Consider the following 23,405-nt stretch of genomic DNA (forward strand, 5'->3'; position numbering starts at 1 on the left):
CCTCACTACCGGCGCGGATCTGGGCCAAACTGCTCTGGCCGCCGGGGCCCCCAAGGCTGACAATGGACGCTACACAGCCAGCCTTCCCAGGGGGCGCCATGGTTCCACGGCAGCGGTCAGCCGGCGGCCCGGCCCCGATGCCGGACCGCGACCCGGTGATCGACCTTGTCCGGTTCTTCTGCCTGGCCTTGGTGGTGGTCGCGCACACGATGATGGTCAGCCCCGTGCTGCACCCGGACGGCACCGTGACCACCGACAACATCCTGGGCAACCAGCACTGGTTTGAGCCTGTGGTGTGGGTCCTCCAGATCATGCCGCTGTTCTTCGTGGCCGGCGGGATCACCGGCCTGCAGTCCTGGCGGCGGCTCCGCGCCAGGGGCGGCAGCGCCTTCGATTTCATGCAGGGCCGGCTGCTGCGCCTTATCCGTCCGGCCGCCGTTCTGCTGGCCATCATGTTCATCGCCCTGTCGGCGGCCCGCCTGGCCGGGGTGGCCCCGCAGGTCATCGAGCTGCTCACCAGCGGGGCCGGAATGCCGCTGTGGTTCCTGGCCGCGTACCTCGCCGCGCAACTCAACCTTCCCTGGCTGGCCGCCCTCCACACCCGCGCCCCGTGGCTGACACTCGCCGGGCTCACCTCCCTGGTGGTAACAGTCGATTGCCTGCGGGGAGTGCTGCCGCCGCTGGCCTACCTGAACATGGTGTTCCTGTGGTGCGCCGTGCAGCAGCTCGGATTCATCCTGGCAGACGGCCCGCGGCTGCTGCCGGGCCGGCCGGCGCACGTTGGCATCATGGTCGCCAGCAACATGCTGCTGGGGCTGATGGTCCTGCTGGGGCTGTACTCCGGGAACATGCTGGTGAACCTCAATCCGCCCAACGTGACGCTGCTGCTCCTGGGTATCTCACAGGCCGCCGCCCTCCAGCTCTTCCGGCCCGGGCTGTCCCGGATGGCGTCCCTGGCCGGGGTGCGGCGGACGATGAGCGTGGCCGGCCGGCGGTCCATGACGGTCTATTTGTGGCACTTGCCCCTGCTGGCGGCGATGTCCGGGCTGCTGCTGCTGACGAATTTTCCCCAGCCGGCCGGGGGAAGCACAGCCTGGTGGTGGGGGCGGCCCCTGGTGCTGTTGGGCGTCGTTGCGCTGTTGCTGCCGGTGCTGGCGCTGTTTGGCTGGCTGGAGGAGCGGCCGACGGCGTCCGGCCCGTCGCAGAGCCGACCGGCGGCCGCCGTGCTGCTGGCCGCCGTCGCCGTTTTTGTCCCGGCGGTCGACGCGGCGCTCAACGGGCTCACGCTGGGGCTAATCGGAGGGGGTGCCGCATGCTTCGCGCTCGCCGTCGTGCTCCTGGGACGGATTCCCGTTCGGCTCACAACGACGCCTGACCGGCAGGGCGGATCTGAACCGCCATTGCCACACCCGCCATTAAGTGCCAATGTCGAACCATGACGGAGAACTCGGCAACCACGGAAGACACCTTCACCCCGGACGTCTCCACAATCAGGAACGACGAGCTGCACCGGTACGAACTCCGTGTCGGCGGCAAGCTGGCCGTCCAGGTGCGCTTCATCGACAGGCCGGGCCATATCGACTTCATCCACACGGATACGGCAGAGCAGTTCCAGGGCCAGGGGCTCGCCAAGGTGCTGGCGCACTTCGCCCTTGATGACGTGGTGGCATCCGGTAAGCGGATCATCCCGAATTGCCCGTTCATGTACCGCTACCTGCGCAAACATGAGTCATACCACCAGTACGTGGACTGGCCGGAACGGGTGCCTGAGGGGGCCTGAGCGCCTGACCCGGCAGGCTGGATAGGCGCGGGCGCCGGGTCCGCTTGTGAGCCGGAGAACAACCTCGTAAAGTTTGAGCTGAGTTATGCAGTTGGCTCTTGGACAGGTCCCTTTTTGGAGAACCCCATGAACCATAAACTGCGTGTGTTCGTTCGTATGGACGTCGATCCCGCCAATGTCACACTCGAAATTACCGGCTGCATCACCCCGTCGGATTCGGATGCCCTCATGCACATCGTGCGTCGGGCCTCCCGCCTCGCCGTGGGGGCCGACGTGATCATCGACCTGCGTGGCACATCCCACGTGGACCCGGAACTGCTGCTGGAACTTCGTCGGCTCGCAGAGGCCGGACACTTGCCGACCCCGGCGCTATCCCCGGACGCCGGGCACTCCGGAGCGGCTGTGCCGTTCCGCCTGATCCTCGACGAGCCGGCCGAGCTGCCTATCTGCCTCCTGCACGTCGGCTCCGACGCCGTGGTCCTCGCCGGACTCGACACCGGCCTCGAGACAAGGGCTGACGCCGGATTCGAGACCGTGCTGGACGCCGGAATCGGCCCCGGACTCGGGCTGGACCCCGAGCTGGGGGCAGCCAACATCCCGCTGGCCGCGGAAACCGGCAGCGTCACTGACTTTGGCACCATGGACGGGCTGGCGCTTTCGGAGTACTTCGAGGACACCCTCGATCCTGTGGCCACGGTCCGGGCCCTGTCCGACACCGCGTTGTGCCGGCTCGCAGACGCCCTGTACCGCCACCTCGACACCAGCACCCCTTTGTACGGAGCCCACACCTGGTACGAGCTCGCGGCCGAAGAGCTTCAGAACCGCCACTTGGCGGACGGGGACGAACTGGCGGACGGGGACGAACTGGCGGACGGCGACGGCCCGGCGGGTGAAGAACTGGCGCCGGACACGGCCTTGGCCTGAGTCGCTTCACCGTTAGGCTGTCGCTATGAACCCACAAACAGCGTCCACGCCGGGCACCACCGCTCTCATTACGGGCGCGACGGCAGGCCTCGGCGCCGAGTTCGCGCGCCAACTCGCCGAACAGGGCCACCGCGTGGTGCTCGTGGCCCGCGACGCCGGCCGCCTGGCGGCCACGGCGGCGGAGTTGGAGAACAGCTACGGGAACGCGACGGAGACGATCGCCGCGGACCTGACCGACGACGCCGGGATTGCCGCCGTCGTCGCGCGCCTCACCGATCCCGCACGGCCGGTGGAGATCCTGATCAACAATGCAGGAATCGGCTTGCTGCGCTGCTTCGAGGACAACGACATCGCCGAGGAGAAGAAGCACCTGAAACTCCATGTCGAAACCGCCATGGAGCTGAGCCATGCCGCACTGCAGGGCATGCTCGCGCGCCAGTCCGGCAGGATCATCAATGTCGCCAGCGTGGCCGCCTTCCTGCCCCGCGGAACGTACTCCGCAGCGAAGGCCTGGCTGCTGAGCTTCTCGCGCTCGGCCAACATGGCCTACGCGGCGCGCGGGGTGAAGGTCACCGCCGTGTGCCCCGGCTTCACCCATACCGAGTTCCACGACCGGATGGGGATGGACAAGACGGTGACGCCGCGCTGGATGTGGCTCGAAGCGCGGCAGGTGGTCAGCGAGGGTCTGGCGGACAACGCCAAAGGCAAGGCCGTCTCGATCCCCAGCAAGCGCTATAAGGTCCTGACTTCGGTTTCGCGGGTGCTGCCGCCGAGGCTCGTTGCCGGGCCGCCGCGGCGGGCGAAGTAGGCGGCGGGTACATCAGGAAACGGCCACGCGCCGGCGCCGGATCAGCACAACCACCAGGATCCCGACGGCGGCGCCCACCCCGGTCTCGACGGCCCGTTCGGCGATGAGGACGCCGGGATCGGCCGGCGCCGCAAGCTGTCCGATCAACAGGATTACCGGCGTGAAGGAAACCATGGCGAGGCCGTAATGCCGGGCCATGAACAGCTCGGTGCTGAACTGCAGGATGATCACCAGGCACGCCAGGACCCCGGCCTCGTGGCCGGGAAAGGCCAGCAGCGGCGACCCCGGCCACGGGAACAGGATGGCCGCAACCACCACCAGGCCCAGGAGCGTGCCGACAATCCGGTGGACGCCGCGGTACACGCTGCTGGGCAGATCCGCGCCGGCAAGCGGCACCGCCGCCGCGGCCATGGCCCAATGCGGGTGGCCGCTGCCACTGAGGACTCCGAGGGTGCCGGCGGCGCCGACGGCGGTCACGTAGCGGGCGGCATGCAGCCACGCCGCCCGGCGGCCTGCCCCGCGCAGCGCCGCGACGTCCCGCCGCCGACCTCGGTGCCAGGTGCGTCCCCGGAACCAACCGCCAAAGCCGATCACGATCGAGAACCCGGCCGATCCCGCGGCGATGAGGACGGCGGTGTGCCAGGGCACTGCGGCGGGAACAGACGCGCACGCGCCCAGGGCCAGGATCCCGAAGAACGGGCCTGCGGGTTTCAGGGCCGTCCTGTCCGTGAACAGCGACGCCACGCCGGCAAACGCGGCCTCCGCGACCACCAGGGCCCACGAATGAATGTGATGGACAGAGAGGAAGACGCCGACTCCCACGCCGGTGAGCAAGAGGACGGCCGCCTGGCCTTGATGCCGGAGCCGGAGTTGATGAGGCTCGGTGCGGCCGTACATCCCCGTCAGCGCGCCGAAAACAGCGTAGCCGATCAGCTCGGGTCGCCCGGCCGCCAACAGCGCCAGGGACGGAACGGCCACGCTGATCGCCACCCGCCAGGCCGACACTTGGTCCTTGTTGGCCGGGGCCAGGCTGTGCAGCGAACGGATGTGGTGCAGCAGGGACATCACAACTGCCTCTCTCCGGTTTCGCTGGTTTGGCTGTTTCCCGGGGTTCCCTGGGTATTCCGGGACTGAAAAGTGGTGCGGACACGCCTAAGGCCTGTTCCGGATGCTTCCCAACGGGTAAACATACGGAACAGGCCTCAAAGGGCGGGGCTGTCAGCTACGTAGCCTGGGCTACGGCTGCCGGGTCCGGTCGGACCGGCAGGCTCAGACTGTGGCCGGGACTTTCTCGGCTTCCCCGCGCCCTGCGGTGGAATCTACGGCCGGTGCGACCATGGGCATGTCCATGTGCTCAAGGTCGATCAGCGGGTTCTCGTCCTGCGTGGCGACCAGTTCGCGGGCCTCAGCCTGGGTGTCCACGCTCGGCATGGAGCCGGGCAGCGGCATCTGGGCCGATTCCTTGAGGAAGTAGATCGCTACCGCGCCGATCGCCGAGGTGGCCATCAGGTAGTAGGCCGGCATCATGTCGTTGCCGGTGGCGGTGATCAGGGCGGCAACGATGAACGGCGTGGTGCCGCCGAAAATGGCCACCGAGAAGTTGTACGCGATGCCCATTGCGCCGTAGCGGCTGGCCGTCGGGAACTGGGCCGGCAGGGCCGAAGCCAGGTTGGCCACGTAGAACGTCACCGGGAAAGCAATCAGGGAAAGGCCGGCCAACGTGGACCAGACTTCGCCGATACCGATCAGCAGGAACGCCGGGGTGGCGAGGACCACCGTGCTGATGGCGCCGATCCACAGCACGGGGCGGCGGCCGATCCGGTCAGAGAGCTTGCCGGTCAGCGGGATGCAGAGGCTCATGATGACCAGCACGGGGATGGTCAGCAGCGTGCCGTGGAGCTCGTCGTAGCCCTTGGACTCGGTCAGGTACGTCGGCATGTAGGAGGTCAGCGCGTAGCCGGCGGTGTTTGCTGCCGCTACCAGGATCATCGCGACGATGAGCGAGCGCCAGTAGGCCTTCACGATGCCCACTGGGCCCTTGGAGGCTGCGGCGTCAGAGGCGGTTGCGTCCTTGGCGAGGTTCTCCTGGGCATCCAGGGTTGCCTGGAACTGCGGCGATTCCTCGATCTTGCTCCGGAAGTACACGGCGATCAGGCCGAGCGGGCCGGCAAGGAGGAACGGGATGCGCCAGCCCCACTGCTCCATGGTGTCCTGGCCGAGGGTCAGCTGCAGCACCGAAACGAGGGCTGCACCAAGGGCGAAGCCGAGGTAGCTGCCCATATCCAGGAAGCTGGCGAAGAATCCGCGGCGCTTGTCAGGGGCGTACTCGCTCACAAAGGTCGTGGCGCCGGCGTATTCACCACCGGTGGAGAAGCCCTGGATAACCTTGAACAGGACCAGCAGGACCGCGGCCCATATGCCAATCTGTGCGTAGCCCGGCAGGAGCCCGACGGCGAAGGTGCTGGCGGCCATGATCATCAGGGTCGCGGCAAGGACCTTCTGGCGGCCGATCTTGTCGCCAAGCCAGCCGAACACGACTCCGCCGAGGGGGCGGGCGATGAAGGTGGCGGCGAAGGTTCCCAGCAGGAACAGGGTCTGGACGGACTTGTCCGCCTCCGGCAGGAACACCGGTCCCATGGTGGTGATCAGGTAGCCGAACACGCCGACGTCGTACCACTCCATGGTGTTACCCACGATGGTGCCGCCGAGCGCCTTCTTGAGCATCGGCTGGTCGACTACGTTGACGTCGGACTCGCGGAGTCGACGGCGGCGTAGCTTCGGTTTCTTCACACCCTTGGGCGCGCCTTGGTTGGTTCCGCTGGCGTTAATGACGCCTGCTGAAGAGTCGGTCATGCTTCGGTCTGTGGGCATTTGGGAAGCTCCTAGGGAGATCATTTGCTTGCGACTGGTAGCTGCCCCGCTCTGGGCAGGCTTTCAATTTTACAGATTTCTCTGGAGTTTCCGAGTTCCGTGCCGTATGATCCCGCATTTCGGGCGGTATTTGGGGCCGATCCGCGAATTTCTTTTGCCCTGTTTCACCGCCCGGTTACTGGGAACCGGCGAGCCCGACGGCGCCGCGGCCAAAATTTTCCCCACCGGCCCGCACAAACGCGGGTTATCGGGCGGGAACCGGGCCAAAAGGAGAGGCCCGCCACAGCCACTACAGACATCTCATCGGTGCGGTTCTACGATTGATGAACACTTCATTTCACAGCGGTTATTACAGCGGAAAGGAAGATCAATGGCGGATCATCAATTCGGAGAAGAAATCGAGCCGGAGGTCGCGAGCCATCTGGCGCAGTCCATGGCTGAAGCCCCCGGACCGGAGACCCTGCACCATGCGCCCCCCTCGGCGGCGAAGGGCCAGCAATGGCCGGACGGCAGCGGCAAGCAGCGTCACCCCAAGGACCGCGATACCGCCCGCGGGCGGCAAGGCCAGCAGGTGGCTGCCGGAGCCATGCACCGGCAGAGCCGTCCGCAGATGCCCCACCACGACTAGCCCCACCACGTACTAGGGGCCCGCGGCAGGGTCGACCACGACGTCGGCTGGCGTCTTATCCAGGCGCCAGCCGCGCCACACCGGGTGCCGGAGCTTCCCGCTGCCGGTCCATTCCCCGAAAGTGACCTCGCCGACCAGTTTTGCGCTCACCCAGTTGGCGTCTGCGGCGTCAGCGTGCGGCACGTCCCGGAACGGGGACGTCTTCCGTGGCAGGGCGTCCAGTTGTTGCCTGAGTTCCGTGAGTTCACGGGTGCTGAAGCCGCTGCCCACCCGGCCGACGTAACGTAGCTTGGCGCCGTCCGGAATCCCCAGCAGCAGCGAGCCCACAGATTCACGGCGCCCGCCCTTTCCGGGCCGCCAGCCGCCCACCACCACTTCCTGGGTCCGTTCAACCTTGAGCTTGAGCCAGGACCGGCTGCGCTGGCCGACGTAGCGCCCGTCCGTGCGCTTGGCCATGACACCCTCCAGCCCCAACTCGGCGACGCTCTCGAGGATGTGCTCGGCGTCGCCGTCGATCACGCCCGAGAGTTCTACCGGGGCGGCGGAGGGGCGGAAGAACTGCGCCAGCCGGCGGCGACGCTCACTCAGCGGCAGGCGCCGCAGGTCCTGGCCGGCGTCGAAGAGCAGATCAAACAGCATCAGCCGCACGGGCGTCGACGCCTGCGCTTTGCTGACGTCCGCGGCCTTGGTGAGTTTCATGCGGCCCTGCAGCAGGCCGAAGTCGGGCCGGCCGGAGCGCCCGACGGCGATGATCTCGCCGTCGGCGACGAAGCCCTGTTCTGGCCAGTGGGACCGGTCCGTGAGTTCGGGGTAGCTCAGGGACATGTCGATGCCGTTGCGGCTGATGAGCCGGATCTTGGTGGCATCGCCGATGACCAGGGCCCGCACCCCGTCCCACTTGAGCTCGATCTGCCAGTCCAGGTCCTGAAGATCCGCCAGGGTCCCGGACGTGGCCAGCATCGGGCTGAACCCGGAGGCGTCGGGCGCCGAATCGGGGCCTCTGCCGGTTTCCGCTCCGCCGTCGGCCTGGCTCTCGCTTTCGCTTTCGATTTGGCCGCCGCCGCCGCCGCCGCTGCCGCTGCCGCCGTCGTCCTCGCCGTCCGCTGTGCCCGACGGGCGCCGCACGCCAGGGTGGTCTTTCGAACCGGCCGGGTCCATCAGGTGGATGAGCCATTGGTCGTTGGCCTGGCCGGTGTGGATCAGGGCGAACCTGCGGGTCCCGCCGAGGCCGCCGCCCTCGGCTCCGGTCAGGGTGGCAATGACTTCCTTCCCGGCGATCCACTTTTCGCATTCGTAGTATCCGCGGTCCCAGATGCTGACGGTCCCCGCTCCGTACTGGCCTTGGGGAATGTCACCCTCGAAGTCCACGTAGTCCATCGGGTGGTCCTCGGTCTGGACCGCGAGGTGGTTTTTTGCCTTGCTGGTCGGGACGCCCTTGGGCAGTGCCCAGGACACGAGCACGCCGTCGCGTTCGAGCCGGAAGTCGTGGTGCAGCCGCCTGGCGTGGTGCTCCTGGATGACGAACTTCTCCTGCCGTGTCCCGCCGTCGTCTTCGGCGTGGTGCCGTTCCGCGGTGAAGGGCTCTGGCGTGCCTGCCCTGTCCCGTTTGGTACGGTACTTTTCCAGCCGCGGGTCGGTGTCGCCGCCGTCGCCGGCCTGCTCGGGCATTTCAGCCCGTCCGCTGGGACTGTTGCCTGCCGCGTGGGCAGCCGCGGGGGCTGCCTCGGCTCCGGCGTCGTGCCGGCCGCCGGACACCGGAGCGAACGGATCCTTGCCGGCTGCGACGCGCTTCATCACCTCCTGGAAGTCCAAGTGGTGCAGTGAAGGGGCGCTGAGTTCGCGCCACGTACGCGGTGCGGCCACTGTGGGCCGGAGCCGGCCGCGCAGCGAGTACGGCACGATAGTGGTCTTGGCGGCGTTGTTCTGGCTCCAGTCCACCAGCACCTTGCCGGTGCGCAGGGTCTTTTTCATGTCGCTGACGGCCAGATCCGGGTGGTCTGCTTCGAGCGAGCGGGCCAGTTCGCGGGCAAAGTCGGAAATCTGGTCCGAGCTCTGGGCCCCGTCCAAGGGCGCGTAGAGGTGGATGCCCTTGCTGCCGCTCGTCACGGGCACGGGGTCCAGGCCCACGTCCTGCAGGATGGTGCGGGCCAGCCTGGCCACCTCCACGCACTCCGCCAGTCCCGCGCCCTCGCCGGGGTCCAGGTCCAGCACCAGCCGGTCGGGCGGCAGCGCGTTGCCGTGGGAGTCCACCCGCCACTGCGGCACGTGGATCTCCAGGGCTGCGATCTGGGCCAGCCAGGTGAGCGTGGCGGGATCATTGACCAGGGGATATTGGATGGTCCGGTCCTTGTGCGTGATGGCGGCCCGGGGCACCCAGCCGGGTGTTGAATGGTCCAGGTTCTTCTGGAAAAACATTTCGCCGGGGGCGTCGGCGGTCCCGACGCCGTGGACCCAGCGCTTCCGCGTGGCCGGCCGGTTGCGGGAAGCGGGGATCAGCACCGGCGCGACGGCGGCGTAGTAGGCCAGGACGTCGGCCTTGGTGGTTCCCGTCTCCGGGTACATGATTTTTTCCAGGTTGGTGAGCACCAGTTCGCGTCCGTCCACCCGGACGCGTTCCTTACCGTTGGGCAAAACCCTTCACCTCCGCGCAACTGTGATGTTCACTTGATCCATGAGAGCCATCTGGAAAGGCGCAATAGCGTTCGGGCTGGTCAACGTGCCGGTCAAGGTCTACAGCGCCACTGAGGACCACGACATCAGCCTCCACCAAGTCCACAACGCCGACGGCGGCAGGATCCGCTACCAGCGCCGTTGCGAGGTCTGCAGCAAGATCGTCGACTACGAGGACATCGACAAGGCGTATGAGGACGATGGCCGCACGGTGGTCCTGACCCGCGACGAGCTGAAGTCCATCCCGGCGGAAAACAGCCACGAAATCGAAGTGGTCCAGTTCGTTCCGGTCGATCAGCTCGATCCCATGATGTTTGAAAAAAGCTACTACCTTGAACCCGACTCGAAGTCGCCCAAGGCCTATGTGCTGCTGCGGCGCGCCCTGGAGGACACGGACCGTGTGGCAATTGTGCAGTTCGCGCTCCGGGACAAGACCCGGCTTGGCGCGCTGAGGATTCGCGACGAGGTCCTGGTGTTGCAGTCGCTGTTGTGGGCCGACGAAGTCCGCGAGGCCAGCTTTCCCGCACTCGAGACCTCCATCCGGATCTCCGCGCAGGAACGCGAAATGTCCGCCGCCCTGGTTGATTCGATGGCCTCCGATTTTGAGCCGGACCAGTTCACGGATGAGTACCAGGAGCAGCTGCGCCAGCTGATCGAGGCCAAGCTGGACAAGGGCGAGTCGCTGGACACGGAGGAGACCTTCGGTGCCCCGGCCGAGGCGGGCGAGGGCGAAGTCATCGACCTGATGGAAGCCCTCAAGCGCAGCATCGAGAAAAAGCGCGGCGGCGGGGGAGGGGCCGCGGAGACTCCGGCCGAGGCCTCCGGATCTGCGGCCAAGGCTGCCCCGAAGACGGCTGCCAAGACGACGGCGTCCAAGTCCACCGCCAGCAAGACGGCGTCCACAAAGTCGGCGTCCACCAAAACTGCGGCGGCTTCCAAGACTGGGGCCGCCAAGACCGCGGCGGCTCCCAAGGCGACGGCCGCGAAGACGGCGGCCCGCAAGGGTGCATGAGCCCGGCTGTCGCCTGGCGCCGTCGCCCACCCTGATCAGGAGTTCCGCAGGGCGGAAATGAGCTCGCTCTTCTTCTTGGCCGAGTAGCCCTTGAGGCCGATCTCCTTGGCGCGTTCCTTCAGCTGCGGCACCGTCCAGTCCTCGTAGTCACCGGCCTTGCCACCCTTGCGGCCGACTGAGGAACGGCCCCGCTTGGCGGCGGCGTTGGAGATCCTGGCGGCTTTATGCTTGGAGGCGCCGTCCTCAACCAGCTTCTCGTAGAGCTCGGGGTCCTTGATGCTGGGGCTTTCTGAGCCGCGGGGCTCGCCCTTCTTCGTTGGCATGGCTGCGAGATCATCTCCTCTTCGGCCGGGAACCACTTGGGCGGCGGCGCGCGGACGGTGCCGCCGGGGATTCCAAACTAGCCGCGCCGCAGGGTTGTGACAAGCATTTACTAAGTTCACTGACAAAAAGCCTGGTTTCCGCACATCCTGGCCGTTATCGCGAAGGCCAGCCCGGCAACGCGAAGGCCCGGCCGGCCCCTTATCGGGGGCGGCCGGGCCAACTGACGCTGCCGGTGTTCCGGCGCGGGGCCGGAAGGTGAGGCTATTCGGCGTCGTGATCCGTCTCAAGGATCTGCACGAGGCGGTCCAGTGCCGCGTCGGCGCCTTCACCCTCGGCACGCAACACCACAACCTCGCCGTGGGAGGCGCCCAGGCTCATCAGCGACAGGATGCTGGCGGCGTCCATGGCCTCGTCCTCCGGCTCGCCCAGGCGGGCGATCGTGATCTCGAGGGTGTCGAACTCGCCTGCAGCCTCGGCGAAGATGGCTGCCGGACGGGCATGCAGCCCAACGCGGCTGGCAATGGTGGCGTTACGTTCGGTCATTTCTGCTCCTTGAAGTCAGCTTGTGTGTTTATCAGCTGTGGGTATCTGCTTGGAAAATCGTGCACTGGTTCAGGCGGCTACGGGAACCGTTTCCACCGTACCAACCGGCTTCTTGACTGCCCAGCGCTTGAGCGCAATCACTGCCAAGGCACTTACGACCGTACCGGCCGCAATGGCGACGACGAACATCAGGAAGGGATCGATCGCGAAGAAGACGAAGATTCCGCCGTGCGGGGCCTTCGACCCCACGCCTGCCGCCATCGAGATGGCGCCGGTTACGGCGCCGCCGAGCATGCTGGCGGGGATGACGCGCAGCGGGTCGGCGGCGGCGAAGGGGATGGCGCCTTCGGTGATGAAGGAGGCTCCCAGCAGCCATGCGGCCTTGCCGTTTTCCTGTTCCGCCAGGCTGAAGAGCTTCTTGTTCAGCACAGTCGCAGCCAGTGCCATGGCCAGCGGCGGGACCATGCCGGCGGCCATGACGGCTGCCATGATCTGCCACGGTGCCTGGTTGGTGATGGAGGCGGCACTCAGGCCGGCGACGGCGAAGGAGTAGGCGACCTTGTTGACCGGACCGCCGAGGTCGAAGCACATCATCAGGCCCAGGATGATGCCAAGTGCGACGGCGCTGGCACCGGTAAGGCCGGACAGGAATTCGTTGAGCCCGACGGTGACCCGGGCGATGTAGGCGCCCAGGAACACGAACAGCAGGCCCGACGCCACGAGCGACGCCACGAGCGGGATGATGACCACCGGCATCAGGCCGCGCAGCCAGCGGGCCACGTGGAGCCTGCCGATCGAATGTGCCACGTAGCCGGCGATCAGCCCGCCCACGATGCCTCCGAGGAAGCCCGCGCCCATGAAGACGGCGGTGGCGCCGGCAACGAAGCCCGGGGCAATGCCTGGCCGGTCCGCGATGGCGTAGGCGATGTAGCCGGCCAGTGCGGGTACCAGGAAGCCCAGGGACAGGGCGCCAATCTTGAAGAGCACGGCACCCAGGTACGCGCCCAGCGGGCCCCACGCCAGTTCCGGGTACACGGTGGGCAAGTTGAAGAGGCTGTTTTCCGCCAGGATCTTATCCGCGAAGGCCGTGATGTCGTAGCCGCCCAACAGGAAGCCGAGGGCGATCAGCAGACCGCCGCCAGCCACGAACGGGATCATGTAGCTGACACCGGTCAGGAGGGCTTTCTTCAGCTTCGTGCCAATGTGCTCGCCCTTTTCCTCGGCATCGAGTTCGGCCTGTTCCTCAGCACCGAAGTGGGGCACGCGGCGGGCGTGCGGGTTGTCCGCGGCGGCGAGCGCTTCCGCGACCATCTTGTCCGGCTCGTCGATGCCCCGCTTGACCGGCGCGTTGATGACCGGCATGCCGGCGAAGCGCTCCTTGCCACGCACGTCGACGTCCACGGCGAAGATCACGGCATCGGCGGCGGCGATCACGGCGGGGTCAAGTGCTTTGGCGCCGGAGGAACCCTGGGTTTCCACCTGCAGGTCCACGCCGACCTCCTTGGCCGCGGCAACGAGCGAGTCGGCAGCCATGTAGGTGTGGGCGATGCCGGTGGGACAGGCCGTAACGGCGACGAGGCGCTTGGGCCCCTTGGCCTTCGCTGCGCCGGCACCTTCACTGGCGGCACCCGCCGCGGCCGAGACGGCGGCCGCCGAAGCGGCGCCGGTCGCTTCGGCCGGGGTGTGGGCGGCCGGCTTGTCCGCCAGGGCGCCATCGACAAGCTCGACGATCTCCGCCTGGGAGGTCGCGGCGCGCAGGCTGGCCGTGAAGTCCTTCTTGATCAGCGACCGCGCCAGCTTCGAAAGCAGCTTCAAGTGGTCCTGGTCCGCGCCCTCAGGAGCGGCGATGAAGAAGATGATGTCCGCGGGTCCGTCCTTGGCGCCGAAGTCCACCGGATGGGACAGCCGCGCCATCGCCAGGGTGGGCTCGGTGACCGCCGTCGAGCGGCAGTGCGGGATCGCGATGCCGCCCGGGACGCCCGTGGCGGTCTTGGATTCCCGGGCAAAGGCGTCGGCAAAAAGGCCCTCGGCCTCGGTGGCGCGTCCGGTGTCGGCGACTCTGCCTGCCAGATGCCGGATCACGTCCTCGGGCGAGTTGCCCAGATTCTGGTCGAGCTCGACCAGTTCGGTAGTAATGAGCTGTGTCACTGTCAATCCTTCCGGAGGGCCGTGATGGTTACGGCATCAGGGGTGGTTTGGTTGACTGCCGGGACAGTGGAGCCAGGCAGGGAAGCGGCGGCGGCACCATGGGCCACCGCCTGACGGAGGCAATCGACCGGGGCGGCGCCCTGGCTGGATGCGAGCAGGTATCCGGCCAGCGAGGAATCGCCGGCGCCGACAGTGCTGACCGCGGTGACCGGCGGATGCGTGGCCAGCCACGCGCCGTCGGCCGTCACAAGAACGGCACCCTTGGAGCCGAGGGTGGCCAGTACGGCACCCACTCCGGAGCGCACGACGGCGGAGGCGGCCGCTGCTGCAGCCTCCGGGTCCGCTTCGAGCTCCTCGGCGGACTTGTTCGTGGCGAAACCGGCTGCGGCAGCCAGTTCCACCAGTTCCTCGGCGTTGGGTTTTAAGAGGTCCGGTTTTCCCGAGGTGTCGCCGGAGACCGCTGCGGCGAGGGGCTCGCCGGACGAGTCGACGGCGACCCGAGGTGCGGCCTCGCCGTCGAACAGGGAACGCAGCCGCCGGGTGACGGTCGCGTAGAAGTCGGCTGGAACCCCTGGTGGGAGCGAGCCGGCCAGGACTACCCAGGCGGCGCCGCGGGCGTGGTCCAGCAGCAGGCTGATCAGGGCCTCCTGCTGATCCGCGCTGAGGACCGGTCCGGGTTCATTGATCTTTGTGGTGACGCCGCCGGGCTCGGTGAGGGCCACGTTGCTGCGCAGCGGCTCGCCAATCGGGAGGGCCGCGAACGGAACGTCGGTCTCCCGCAGGCCGGTGAGGACAGGGTCGGCCTCGGCGCCGGGAAGGACGGCGATTGTCTTGAGCCCCGAGGCGACGAGGGCGCGGGAGACGTTGACCCCCTTGCCCCCCGATTCCTGGCGGACGGAGATGGCCCGCTGGACTTCCCCGCGGAGGAGGGGGCCGGGCAGTGCCACGGTGCGGTCCAGGCTGGGGTTGGCGGTGAGAGTGACAATCACGCGACCACCACCTCCACTCCGGCTTCCGCAAGGGCGTCCGCGAGTTCCCGGCTGGGTTGGGTGTCTGTGATCACGGTGTCCAGATCTTTCAACGAGGCGAACTGGACCAGCGTCTCTGCGTCCAGCTTGGAGGAATCAGCCAGCACCACAATGCGGCGCGCTGATTGGACGAAGGCAGCCTTGACCGCGGCTTCTTCAGGATCGGGTGTGCTCAGCCCGAAGGCTGCATGGATGCCGTTGGTGCCGATGAAGGCGATGTCCGGGCGGATCCGGCGGGCGGCCTCCACAGTGGATTGGCCCACGGCGGCCTGAGTCAGGCCGCGGACTTTGCCGCCGAGCAGGTGCAGTGCGATGCCGGGTTCGCCGGACAGCCTGGACGCGATGGGCAGGGAGTGCGTGATGACGACCAGTTCGGCGTCGGACCCGGGTTCGGGCAGGTTGCCGGCTGCGGCGGCTCCGGCGGCCCGGGCGGACAGGAGCTCGGCGAGGGCTTCTGTAGTGGAGCCGGCGTCGATCAGGATGCTGCCGGTGAGGCCCGGGGGCATGAGGGCAAGGGCGGCCTCCGCGATCCTGATCTTCTCGGGCTGCCGCTGGACAGTCCGCTCGAGGACGCTTTCCTCCGTGGTGCTGAAGCGGTCCGGGGAAACAGCGCCGCCGTGCACCCGGCGGACGCTGCCGGAGGCTTCCAGTGCGGCGAGGTCCCGGCGGACGGTTTCGGTAGTGATGCTGAAGCGCTCGGCCAGGTCCGTGACGCTGGCCCGGCCGCTGGCGTAGATGAGCCCCACGATCAGCTGCTGGCGTTCTTCTGCGAACACTTACCCTCCATTGCGTACTGCGCCTGTCTTGGCTGCTGCTCTTGTCGGGCTTTGGACTCCGAACCCGATCCCGCCGCTTCGGTGACTCCCGTCACATGAAGTGGAATTGTTTGACTTTATCTTCGTTCATGTGGGTTTGTCAATGAAAAACCACATGAACGCAGAAAATGGGCCCCCCCGGGGGCCCGCCCTTTGGTGGGGATGGCTGCGGGCGGGTGCCGGGAGGACATGTCCCGTGGTGGGGCCGGGGGATGGGCAGGTTGGGGTTATGTCCATGGTTCGCTCCCGGGGCTGGGCATGTGCTCCGCGCGGGGGTGGCTGCGGGCGGGTGCCGGGAGGACATGTCCAGTGGTGCGCCCCGGGAATGGGCAGTTTGGGGTTATGTCCATGGTGCGCTCCCGGGGCTGGGCATGTGCTCCGCGTGGGGGCGTGCGGGTTAAGTGGCAGAAGCCGGGCCTGACCTCAAGGCCCGGCCCGGCTTCCGGGTCGTTGGATTCCGCGTTGCGAAGGGAGCGCGGGTGGAACTTAGAGGCTCGCGTCGCGGCTCTCATTGCGGGTGATGGTCTCGCCGGTGTTGGGGTCCACAACCGTGCGGCTTTCGCTGACCCGGCGCGTGCGGCCGCGTCCGGGGGAGGCCAGTACCAGGGAGGCGATGAGTCCCACAACGCCGACCGCCATCAGGATGTAACCGATCATGGCCTGGTTCACGTTGGGGATCAGCCCCGGGGCAACGGCCCAGGCAAGGATGGCGCCGATGGCAATGAGGAAGATTGCGGAACCGATTCTCATGACGTGCTCCTTGGTGTCCCGGGGGGACGGATTGGTGATGCTAAGCATGCTGTCCAGCGTCACGCTACAACCCCGACCCTGCTGTTTCAATGAAATCGCCCTCGGTCCGGCCGGGATATTTCCGCACCGGTTCCGGGCATCCGGCCCGTGCTCGGACATCCGCCCCGGGTTTTGGACGGGTGCGCCAAGGGTCCTCGGGGCAGAAGTCCGCTTCTGCGGTGGAATCGGAGGCCGGCCCAGGAGGCTGGCCAAGGATGCAGCGCCCCGGACGCAGTGCCACGGATGCTGGGCCGAGGACGCGGCCGCTCTGGATAGGCTGAGCCCATGGAGACTGTCGTCTGGTCACGACCCGAACGTGAACGCGCCGGCACGCCGCTGCTGGTGATGCTGCACGGCTACGGCACGGACGAGTCCCGGATGTCCAAGCTGTTCAGTTCCCTGCCGTCGGAGATCACTTGCGCCGCCCTGCGCGGGCCCAAGGACATCGGTGACCACCACGGCTGGTTCCTGCTGGACTACTTCCTGACCCACGACTTTGCCGACGTCGTCGCCTCAACGAACGCAGTCTTCGCCTGGATCGAGTCCGTCAAGTCCCGGCACAGCAGCGTCAGCCTGTTCGGATTTTCGCAGGGGATGGCCATGGCCAGCACGCTTCTGCGGCTCCGGCCGGACCAGTTCCGCGCGGTGGTCGGGCTCTCGGGCTTTGTCCTGGACAACGAACTCCTGGCCATGAGCGAATCCTTCACCTCCCGGCCGCCATTCTTTTGGGGCAGGGACAGGGCCGACGTCGTGATTAACGACGCCGCCGCCGAACACACCGAGGAGTGGCTGCACCGGAACACCCAGCTCACGGCCCGGACCTACCCCGGCATGGGACATTCAATTTCGAAGGCCGAACTCGTGGACGTCAGCGCCTTCCTGCGGCACTACGTCCTGCGCTGACCAGACGCCGAGCGGCAGCCTAACCAGCCACTGATCAGCCCACTGACCAGCCACTGACCGGTTGCCGTCCAGCCGCGCGCCCAAACACTGGCCCGACATGGGACCATCCACTTGCATGCCAAATTTGTAAGCGCTTACAATCGACCTCGGCCATGAACACCGGGCCCACTACTTCGGGGGGAGAAAGGGCTGAGCCCGTGCCGCAGGCCAAGACCTCGCGCGTGAGAATCCAGGACGTCGCCGCGCTCTCGGGGCTCTCCATCTGCACTGTCTCCCGTGCGCTCAGGCAGCTTCCCAATGTCTCCGCACAAGCCAAGGCAAGGGTGGGCGACGCGGCGGCCCAGCTGGGCTACAAAGCCTCGTCGGCAGCATCCAGGCTGGCCGGCGGCAACACCGGTTCCGTGGCCATCATCGCCCCGACTGCCACAGCATGGTTCTTTGCCCGCGCGGTGGAAGCGGCCGAGGAAGTTTTCGCGGACAGGGGCTATGACACCGTCCTGATCAGCCTCCGGAACCGGCCCAGCGTGCAGCAGAAGCTCTTCGGCGACCTCGCGGGCCTGGCGCAGCGCGTGGACGGCGTGCTGCTGCTCAACATCGGCCTCAGTAAGGCCGAAATGGCCGCGCTCGCCGGGTCGGGCCTCGCCGTGGCCAGCGTCGGGATGCACGCCGTGCCCTGGGACAACGTGGGCATTGACAACGCGGAGGCCGCCCGCGCCGCCACGAACCACCTGCTGGAACTGGGCCACCGGGACGTCGCGATCCTCGCCGGCAGCGAAACCGGTGCACCCTCCCTCGTGACCGCCAGCGAGCGGCGGCGGGGCTTCGAAGAGGCCCTGGCCGGCCACGGCCTCGAGGTCGACCCGGACCTCGTGCTCGACGCAGGTTCGAGCATCGAAGGCGGCCGGCTGGCCATGGCAGAGCTGTTGGAAAACGGCAAAATGCCGGACGCGATCTTCGCCGGTTGCGACGAGACAGCCTTCGGCGCGCTCATGGCAATACGGGAGCTCGGTTTGTCAGCGCCGGAAAACGTGTCCATCATAGGAATAGACGATCATCAGATGAGTTGGTTCCTGGGCCTGACCACCATGGCCCAGCCTGTGGCCGACCAAGGCGCTTTCGCGGCCAACCTGCTGATTGAAAGACTTCATCGCTCGGGACTTCCCAATCCGCCGCTTGCCAGTCCGCCGTCGAACCATCTGCTGGACACCAAATTGGTAGAGCGCACGAGCACGCGCCGCCGCTGATCCGGGCGGCGACCCCACCGGAACGTCCCCAAACAGAGCAGCAAGGCAGAGCCGCCGTCGCACCGGAACTGCCCTGAACTGACTGCCCTAAACCATCGCTTTGATCAAACCGTCTTGCTTGCCCGTTGTCTGAAAGGACCCTGACTCATGACTGTAGTTCCCGACACCTCCGGCCTCGCCGGTGCCCTCTCCGGCGCATCCGCCATCCTTTTTGACCTCGACGGCGTCCTGACGCCCACCGCGGTGGTGCACGAGCAGGCCTGGAAGCAGCTCTTCGACGGATTCCTGGCCTCGGTCCCTGATGCTGCGCCGTACCGTGAGAGCGACTACTTCGACCACATCGACGGCAAGCCGCGCTTCGACGGCGTCCGGGACTTCCTGACCTCCCGCGGGATTGTGCTGCCCGAGGGCCCGGCGGACGACGAGCCCGCACATGACACCGTCCATGGGCTGGGCAACCGCAAGAACAAGGTCTTCAATGACATCGTCGAGGCCGGCGGAGTCCAGCCCTACGAGGGCTCCGTCCGGCTTGTCGACGCCGCGCTGGCCCGCGGACTCAAGCTCGCCGTCGTCTCCTCCTCCCGCAACGCCCCCGCCGTGCTCAAGGCCGCCGGGCTCTCCGATTACTTCCCCGTGGTGGTCGACGGTGTCGTCGCCGTCGCCCAGGGGCTGCCCGGCAAGCCCAGCCCGGCCACGTACGAATACGCCGCCCGCCTCCTGGATCTGCCGAGCCAGGACTGCGTTGTAGTGGAGGACGCCGTCTCCGGCGTCCAGGCCGGCAGCGCGGGAGACTTCCGCTCGGTGATCGGCGTCGACCGCGGGGCGGGCCGGCAGACCCTGCTCGACGCCGGGGCCACGGTAGTGGTCAACGACCTCGCCGAACTGCTCTAGCCCCGCGCCGGCTTCCGCCGCCACTAACCTCAGCACCTCCTGCTGCCACCTCCTGCCGCCTAGCTCACAGCCCACTCCCGCCGAAGGACCCCCTAACCATGGCTCTCATCACCTCGGACCGCGCCCGGTTCCCCAACGATCCCTGGCAGTTGGTCGAGACCGTCCATCTCCCCGGCAACGCCGGCACCTTGGAGACCCTGTTCAGCCTCGGCAACGGGCACCTGGGCATCCGCGGCGCGCACTGGGGCGCCGCTGACGCCGAACTTCCCGGCAGCTTCATCAACGGCTTCCACGAGACCTGGGACATCAAGCACGCGGAAAACGCCTACGGCTTCGCCCGTACCGGGCAGCGGATCCTCTACGTCCCGGACGCCAACAACTTCACTGTCATCATCGACGGCGAGCTGTTGAGCCTGGACGAGTCCACGGTGCTGGACTACCGCCGCTCGGTGGATTTCGCCACCGGTATCTACGAGTGCCGGATCACCTGGCAGTGCCGCTCCGGCGCGACCGTGACCACCACCGAACGCCGCGCCGTCGGCTACGAATCCCGCGGCGCGTTGGGCATCAGCCTCGAAGTGGCAGCGGACCGGGATATCTCCGCTGACGTCACGTCCTCGGTCATCAACCGCCAGGACCAGCCGGTGGAGGACCACTCAGCCCACGATCCACGCCGCGCCGGCCGCCACGCCGGGCGCGTGCTGCTGCCCCTGCGGCTCGACGGCGGGGACGGCTCCCTGCGCCTGTCCTGGGAGGCCTCGGAATCCAAGCAGCGGCTCGGGATGGCCGTGGACCACTGGACCTCGGCCGGGGTGCAGCCCTTCGACACCCTGGTGGACCAGGACGACAGCAGCGTCCGCTACGTGCTCGCCGTCAGCGCGGACGAACCGTTCGTGCTGGAGAAGAGCGTCAGCTACGCCGTGGGCCAGGCCGCCGAGGACCTCGCGGACAACGCCGAAGCGGCCCTGTTGCCGGTCAGCGAGATCTTCACCCAGAGCGAGAACTACTACCGCGGCTACTGGAGCACCAGCGACATCGTGGTGGCGGGCCAGACCGAGCTCCAGCAGGGCGTCCGCTGGAACCTCTTCCAGCTCGCGCAGGCCACCGCCTGCGCCGATGTGGCCGGCATCCCGGCCAAGGGCGTGTCCGGCTCCGGCTACGACGGCCACTACTTCTGGGACCAGGAAGTCTACCTGCTGCCCTACCTGACCTACACAAACCCGGGCAACGCCCGCCAGGTGCTGGAATTCCGCCACGACCTCCTGCCCGAGGCGAAGATCCGCGCCAAGGAACTCAGCGTGGACGGCGCCCTCTTCCCCTGGCGCACTATCAACGGACTCGAGGCCAGCGCCTACTACGCGGCCGGCACCGCGCAGTTCCACATCGCCGCCGCGATCGCGTTCGCGACCAACCGGTACATCTGGGCCAGCGGGGACACCGACTTCCAGGACACCCTGGGCTCAGAGCTGCTGATCGAGACCGCCCGGATGTGGGTCTCGCTGGGCTTCTTCGGCAAGGACGGGCTCTTCCACATCCACGGCGTCACCGGCCCCGACGAGTACACCGCCGTCGTCAACGACAACCTGTACACGAACGTCATGGCGCGCTTCAACCTGCGCACCGCGGCGGCACTGGACCACCCGGAGATCGACGACGCCGAACGCCAGCTCTGGGAGCAGGCCGCCAACCGCATGCAGCTGCCCTACGACGAAGACCTCCAGGTCCACTCCCAGGACAACGACTTCATGGCCCTGGAACCGTGGGACTGGACCACCCCCCGGTCCAAGTACCCGCTGCTGCTGCACTTCCACCCGCTGGTGATCTACCGGCACCAGGTCCTGAAGCAGGCCGACACAGTGCTGGCCATGTTCCTGCAGTGGCAGGACTTCACCGCCGAGGAAAAGCGCCGCGCGTTCGACTTCTACGATCCCATCACCACCGGCGACTCCACGCTCTCCGCCTGCGTCCAGGGCATCATGGCGGCCGAGGTCGGCTACGGCAAGGCCGCGCTGGACCACTTCACCCACGCCCTGTTCATCGACCTCGATGACACCCACGGCAACACGATCGACGGCGTCCACATCGCTTCCACCGGCGGGGTGTGGAGCTCGCTGGTCAGCGGCTTCGCCGGTCTGCGGGACCAGGGCGCGGTGCCGTATTTCGATCCGCGGCTGCCTGCCGAATGGGACGGACTCGAGTTCCACCTGAAGATCCAGGGCAGGCTCCTGCACGTCGTGCTGGAACAGGATTCGATCAGCCTGACGGTCAGTGAAGGCGCCCCGCTGGAGATCGACGTGCGCGGGGAACTGCTCACCGTCGACGGCGGCCCGGTCCGGGTCCCGCTGGCGCCCGTCACGGCCCCTGAGCCGACCATCTTCCCCAGCGGCCTTCCGACGTCGTCGATCCCGGTGGTGCGCGCCGCAGTCTGAGGCGCGGGTTACCCGGGCGGCGCCGGCGGGCGGTTCGCGGCGGTTACCGCGGGGGCAGTTGAGGGCGGATCGGCGGCGTCGATCCGCCCTCAACCGCCCGCCAGGCCGTCCCCGGCCGGCTCTTCCGCGCCGCTGGCGTGTTCTGCTCCGCCGGCCTCCGCGCCGGACTGTTCGGCTTCACTGGCCTCTTCTGCGCCGCGGGCGAGCGGATGGGCCAGCTCATCGGACGGCATCCGCGCCACCGCCATCGCGACGACGGCCATCACCGGACACACGGTCCCGGCGACGAGGAAGATCAGCCACAGCGGTAGCACCTCGGCGGCCGGCCCGGCCAGTGCCATGGAGACCGGCATGAGCGCCAGCGACACGAAGAAGTCCAGGCTGGAGACGCGGCCCAGCAGATGCGGCGGCACCCGGCGCTGGAGCAGGGTTCCCCAGATCACCATGCCCACGCTGCCGGTGGCGCCGAAGATGAACAGTGCTGCTGCCAGGGCCCAGAAACTGTCCATGATGCCGATGGCGGCAATCGGCAGGCTGCCCGCTCCCCAGGACACCATCATTACGGTGAGGTAGCGGCGCGGAAGGGGAAAAGAGGCCGTGGCCAGCGAGGCTGCGGCGCCGCCGACGCCCATGATGGCGAGCAGGAAGCCGAACATGCGCGCGTCCCCACCGAGCTGGTCCCGGACCACGAACGGGACCAGGACCTCGATGGGGCCGATCAGGAACAGCACGGAAATGCAGGCCCAGAGCAGGGTCCACAGCAGCCAGGGCGTGCGGACGGTATAGCTGACGCCCTCGCGGAGGTCATGGCGCAAGGACGTCTTCGCCCGCCTCTGGCCAGAGATGTGGGCCTCGCCGCCGGCCCTGCCCTCGCCGCCCGCGGCAGCGCCCGGCGCCCCTGCCGCGGGTTGGCCTTGGAGGAAGTTCAGGATGGAGAAAGCCTGCAGGTGGCAGACCGCCACGCCGGTGACGGCGTACGAGGGGGACATGGCCGCCACCAGGACGCCCGCAACGGCCGGCCCGGCCGCCTGCTGCAGGATCGGCCGCATGGTCCCCTCCAGGCCGTTGGCCGCCAGCAGGTCCTCGGGCGGCAGGATCCGCGGCAGGATGGCGGAATAGGCGGGGAAGAAGAACGCAGCCCCGACGCCGAGCACGAAGGCCCCCAGCGCCAGATGCCAGAGCTGAAGCAAGCCGGCCAGGGCCAGTGCGCTGATGCTGGCGATGACGGCGAGGTTGGCGCCCTCGACCGCGATGATCAGCAGCCGCTGGGGAACGCGGTCCGCGGCGATGCCGCCAGCCAGCAGAAACGCCACGAGCCCAACGCTGCCCGCCGCCGCCACCAGCGAGAGCTCCAGCGGACCGCCGCCCAGGTAGATCACCTCGTAGACCATCGCAACGGCCCACATCCCGGATCCGAAGATGGAAATGGCCAGCGCCGTGATCAGCACGCGGTACTCCCGGTGCGCGAAGGGGCGGAGGGCTCGCGGGGCGGGCATGGGCACAGTCTAGTAGCCGGCCACGCGGCCGGCTGGCGCCCGCCGCGGTCCAGCCGGAACCCGGTGTGCCGGGCCGTGCCCTAATGTTAAGTGAACTTACTT

Annotated in this window: 20 protein-coding genes; 10 read left to right on the forward strand and 10 right to left on the reverse strand. The window is 67.7% G+C overall.

Annotated elements, in window-relative coordinates; genetic code table 11:
* Positions 1-98: 98 nt before the first annotated feature.
* From M2428_RS07830 to M2428_RS07845, 4 genes are all read left to right on the forward strand, one after another.
* The gene (locus tag M2428_RS07830) at positions 99-1,439 is read left to right on the forward strand and encodes an acyltransferase (protein ID WP_277525385.1); all 1,341 of its coding nucleotides are present in this window, start codon (positions 99-101) and stop codon (positions 1,437-1,439) included.
* Positions 1,436-1,780, forward strand: coding sequence for a GNAT family N-acetyltransferase (locus M2428_RS07835; protein ID WP_277525386.1), 345 nt, complete (start codon positions 1,436-1,438; stop codon positions 1,778-1,780). The genes M2428_RS07830 and M2428_RS07835 overlap by 4 nt, the downstream gene beginning before the upstream one ends.
* A gap of 126 nt (positions 1,781-1,906) precedes the next feature.
* Entirely contained in the window at positions 1,907-2,704 is a 798-nt protein-coding gene (locus M2428_RS07840) for a hypothetical protein (RefSeq protein ID WP_277525388.1), read from the forward strand.
* A 25-nt stretch (positions 2,705-2,729) separates the two neighbouring features.
* The gene (locus M2428_RS07845) at positions 2,730-3,512 is read left to right on the forward strand and encodes an SDR family oxidoreductase (RefSeq protein ID WP_277525390.1); all 783 of its coding nucleotides are present in this window, start codon (positions 2,730-2,732) and stop codon (positions 3,510-3,512) included.
* A 12-nt stretch (positions 3,513-3,524) separates the two neighbouring features.
* On the opposite strand, the gene M2428_RS07850 is transcribed toward M2428_RS07845, so the two are convergent.
* Positions 3,525-4,577: an FUSC family protein gene (locus tag M2428_RS07850; protein WP_277525392.1), complete on the reverse strand. Its 1,053-nt coding sequence runs from the start codon at positions 4,575-4,577 to the stop codon at positions 3,525-3,527.
* A 204-nt stretch (positions 4,578-4,781) separates the two neighbouring features.
* On the reverse strand, positions 4,782-6,383 hold the full coding sequence (locus tag M2428_RS07855; protein WP_277525393.1) for an MFS transporter: 1,602 nt from the start codon (positions 6,381-6,383) through the stop codon (positions 4,782-4,784).
* Between the two features lie 370 nt (positions 6,384-6,753).
* On the opposite strand from M2428_RS07855, the gene M2428_RS07860 reads away from it, so the two are divergent.
* Positions 6,754-7,011: a hypothetical protein gene (locus tag M2428_RS07860; protein WP_277525395.1), complete on the forward strand. Its 258-nt coding sequence runs from the start codon at positions 6,754-6,756 to the stop codon at positions 7,009-7,011.
* Positions 7,012-7,023: 12 nt separating this feature from the next.
* Here M2428_RS07860 and M2428_RS07865 read toward each other — a convergent pair whose 3' ends face one another.
* On the reverse strand, positions 7,024-9,642 hold the full coding sequence (locus tag M2428_RS07865) for an ATP-dependent DNA ligase (protein WP_277525398.1): 2,619 nt from the start codon (positions 9,640-9,642) through the stop codon (positions 7,024-7,026).
* A 40-nt stretch (positions 9,643-9,682) separates the two neighbouring features.
* On the opposite strand from M2428_RS07865, the gene M2428_RS07870 reads away from it, so the two are divergent.
* Entirely contained in the window at positions 9,683-10,693 is a 1,011-nt protein-coding gene (locus M2428_RS07870; protein ID WP_277525400.1) for a Ku protein, read from the forward strand.
* Positions 10,694-10,728: 35 nt separating this feature from the next.
* Here M2428_RS07870 and M2428_RS07875 read toward each other — a convergent pair whose 3' ends face one another.
* The 6 genes from M2428_RS07875 to M2428_RS07900 all read right to left on the reverse strand — a co-directional run bounded on the left by M2428_RS07875 (position 10,729) and on the right by M2428_RS07900 (position 16,301).
* A complete protein-coding gene (locus tag M2428_RS07875; RefSeq protein ID WP_277525402.1) occupies positions 10,729-11,016 on the reverse strand; it encodes a Rho termination factor N-terminal domain-containing protein in 288 nt (95 codons plus the stop codon).
* 262 nt (positions 11,017-11,278) lie between these two features.
* A complete protein-coding gene (locus M2428_RS07880) occupies positions 11,279-11,560 on the reverse strand; it encodes an HPr family phosphocarrier protein (protein WP_277525404.1) in 282 nt (93 codons plus the stop codon).
* 69 nt (positions 11,561-11,629) lie between these two features.
* Positions 11,630-13,708, reverse strand: coding sequence for a fructose-specific PTS transporter subunit EIIC (locus M2428_RS07885; protein ID WP_277525405.1), 2,079 nt, complete (start codon positions 13,706-13,708; stop codon positions 11,630-11,632).
* 2 nt (positions 13,709-13,710) lie between these two features.
* Positions 13,711-14,697: a hexose kinase gene (locus M2428_RS07890; protein WP_090578966.1), complete on the reverse strand. Its 987-nt coding sequence runs from the start codon at positions 14,695-14,697 to the stop codon at positions 13,711-13,713.
* Positions 14,694-15,512 (reverse strand): DeoR/GlpR family DNA-binding transcription regulator, encoded by an 819-nt coding sequence (locus M2428_RS07895; RefSeq protein WP_277525409.1) that lies wholly within the window; start codon positions 15,510-15,512, stop codon positions 14,694-14,696. Before M2428_RS07895 ends, M2428_RS07890 begins: the two co-directional genes overlap by 4 nt.
* Positions 15,513-16,037: 525 nt before the next feature.
* The gene (locus M2428_RS07900) at positions 16,038-16,301 is read right to left on the reverse strand and encodes a DUF6458 family protein (protein ID WP_277525531.1); all 264 of its coding nucleotides are present in this window, start codon (positions 16,299-16,301) and stop codon (positions 16,038-16,040) included.
* A 324-nt stretch (positions 16,302-16,625) separates the two neighbouring features.
* On the opposite strand from M2428_RS07900, the gene M2428_RS07905 reads away from it, so the two are divergent.
* From M2428_RS07905 to M2428_RS07920, 4 genes are all read left to right on the forward strand, one after another.
* On the forward strand, positions 16,626-17,243 hold the full coding sequence (locus M2428_RS07905; RefSeq protein ID WP_277525411.1) for a dienelactone hydrolase family protein: 618 nt from the start codon (positions 16,626-16,628) through the stop codon (positions 17,241-17,243).
* A 221-nt stretch (positions 17,244-17,464) separates the two neighbouring features.
* Positions 17,465-18,487, forward strand: a complete 1,023-nt coding sequence (locus M2428_RS07910; protein WP_277525413.1) for a LacI family DNA-binding transcriptional regulator — start codon at positions 17,465-17,467, stop codon at positions 18,485-18,487.
* Between the two features lie 147 nt (positions 18,488-18,634).
* A complete protein-coding gene (locus M2428_RS07915) occupies positions 18,635-19,378 on the forward strand; it encodes an HAD-IA family hydrolase (RefSeq protein ID WP_277525414.1) in 744 nt (247 codons plus the stop codon).
* A gap of 98 nt (positions 19,379-19,476) precedes the next feature.
* Positions 19,477-21,807 (forward strand): glycosyl hydrolase family 65 protein, encoded by a 2,331-nt coding sequence (locus M2428_RS07920; protein WP_277525415.1) that lies wholly within the window; start codon positions 19,477-19,479, stop codon positions 21,805-21,807.
* Positions 21,808-21,896: 89 nt separating this feature from the next.
* Here M2428_RS07920 and M2428_RS07925 read toward each other — a convergent pair whose 3' ends face one another.
* On the reverse strand, positions 21,897-23,303 hold the full coding sequence (locus M2428_RS07925; RefSeq protein ID WP_277525416.1) for an MFS transporter: 1,407 nt from the start codon (positions 23,301-23,303) through the stop codon (positions 21,897-21,899).
* Positions 23,304-23,405: the final 102 nt, after the last annotated feature.

The organism is Arthrobacter sp. ES3-54 (assembly GCF_029504395.1).
Lineage (GTDB): Bacteria > Actinomycetota > Actinomycetes > Actinomycetales > Micrococcaceae > Arthrobacter.

Bases quoted from the DNA above. Each gene is read 5' to 3' on its own strand.
- M2428_RS07830 (WP_277525385.1), top strand. From the start codon at position 99: ATGGTTCCACGGCAGCGGTCAGCCGGCGGCCCGGCCCCGATGCCGGAC.
- M2428_RS07835 (WP_277525386.1), top strand. From the start codon at position 1,436: ATGACGGAGAACTCGGCAACCACGGAAGACACCTTCACCCCGGACGTC.
- M2428_RS07840 (WP_277525388.1), top strand. From the start codon at position 1,907: ATGAACCATAAACTGCGTGTGTTCGTTCGTATGGACGTCGATCCCGCC.
- M2428_RS07845 (WP_277525390.1), top strand. From the start codon at position 2,730: ATGAACCCACAAACAGCGTCCACGCCGGGCACCACCGCTCTCATTACG.
- M2428_RS07850 (WP_277525392.1), bottom strand. From the start codon at position 4,577: ATGTCCCTGCTGCACCACATCCGTTCGCTGCACAGCCTGGCCCCGGCC.
- M2428_RS07855 (WP_277525393.1), bottom strand. From the start codon at position 6,383: ATGCCCACAGACCGAAGCATGACCGACTCTTCAGCAGGCGTCATTAAC.
- M2428_RS07860 (WP_277525395.1), top strand. From the start codon at position 6,754: ATGGCGGATCATCAATTCGGAGAAGAAATCGAGCCGGAGGTCGCGAGC.
- M2428_RS07870 (WP_277525400.1), top strand. From the start codon at position 9,683: ATGAGAGCCATCTGGAAAGGCGCAATAGCGTTCGGGCTGGTCAACGTG.
- M2428_RS07875 (WP_277525402.1), bottom strand. From the start codon at position 11,016: ATGCCAACGAAGAAGGGCGAGCCCCGCGGCTCAGAAAGCCCCAGCATC.
- M2428_RS07880 (WP_277525404.1), bottom strand. From the start codon at position 11,560: ATGACCGAACGTAACGCCACCATTGCCAGCCGCGTTGGGCTGCATGCC.
- M2428_RS07900 (WP_277525531.1), bottom strand. From the start codon at position 16,301: ATGAGAATCGGTTCCGCAATCTTCCTCATTGCCATCGGCGCCATCCTT.
- M2428_RS07905 (WP_277525411.1), top strand. From the start codon at position 16,626: ATGGAGACTGTCGTCTGGTCACGACCCGAACGTGAACGCGCCGGCACG.
- M2428_RS07915 (WP_277525414.1), top strand. From the start codon at position 18,635: ATGACTGTAGTTCCCGACACCTCCGGCCTCGCCGGTGCCCTCTCCGGC.
- M2428_RS07920 (WP_277525415.1), top strand. From the start codon at position 19,477: ATGGCTCTCATCACCTCGGACCGCGCCCGGTTCCCCAACGATCCCTGG.
- M2428_RS07925 (WP_277525416.1), bottom strand. From the start codon at position 23,303: ATGCCCGCCCCGCGAGCCCTCCGCCCCTTCGCGCACCGGGAGTACCGC.